Source organism: Neorhizobium vignae, from assembly GCF_000732195.1.
Lineage (GTDB): Bacteria > Pseudomonadota > Alphaproteobacteria > Rhizobiales > Rhizobiaceae > Neorhizobium > Neorhizobium vignae.
Window position 1 is genome coordinate 1 of record NZ_JNNU01000067.1, and the last position, 768, is coordinate 768.

At 65.0% G+C, this 768-nt stretch carries 1 protein-coding gene; it reads left to right on the forward strand.

Translation table 11 applies throughout. The annotated features are described in order from the left end of the window. Positions 1–118: 118 nt before the first annotated feature. Positions 119–768 (forward strand): FAD-binding oxidoreductase (locus GQ59_RS30370; RefSeq protein WP_037088645.1); only part of this gene is annotated, 650 nt, incomplete at its 3' end.

The window sequence follows — 768 nt, forward strand, 5'->3', positions numbered from 1 at the left end:
AAAGAAACCGAGGATCGCCAAGGCCGGACTCTGCCCGGTCGGATCACCGCTGTTCCGTCTGGACAAAACCAGACCCGTCGCCTAACCAATCCCTTGAAAAGACACGAGGAGAGTGGGCATGGCAGTCAAGGATGTGAAGGCGGGTCTTCGCAACGAAGAGGGCATATCGACGGTCCTCGGCGTCCTCAAGCAATCCTTCGGCGAGCGCTTCCAGACCGGCCGGTCGTTTCGCGAGCAGCACGCCCATACGACGACCTATCTGCCCGCCCAGCTTCCGGACGGCGTCGTCTTCGTGGAGAGCGCCGATGACGTCAAGGCCGTGGTCAGGGCCTGCGCCGAGCATCGCGTGCCCGTCGTGCCCTTCGGCGTCGGCTCCTCGCTCGAAGGCCAGGTGAATGCGCCGTCGGGCGGAATTTCGATCGATTTCACCCGCATGAACAAGGTGCTTCGCGTCAGCCCGGCCGATCTCGACGTGACCGTGGAGCCCGGCATCACCCGCGAGGAGTTGAACCGCGAGCTGCGCGACACCGGCCTCTTCTTCCCGATCGATCCCGGCGCCAATGCCTCGATCGGCGGCATGACCGCGACCCGCGCATCCGGCACCAATGCGGTGCGCTACGGCACGATGAAGGACAATGTCCTGTCGCTCACCGTCGTTACCGCCAATGGCGAGGAGATCCGCACCGCGCAGCGGGCCCGGAAATCCTCGGCCGGCTACGACCTGACCCGCCTCTTCGTCGGTTCGGAAGGCACGCTCGGCGTCATCAC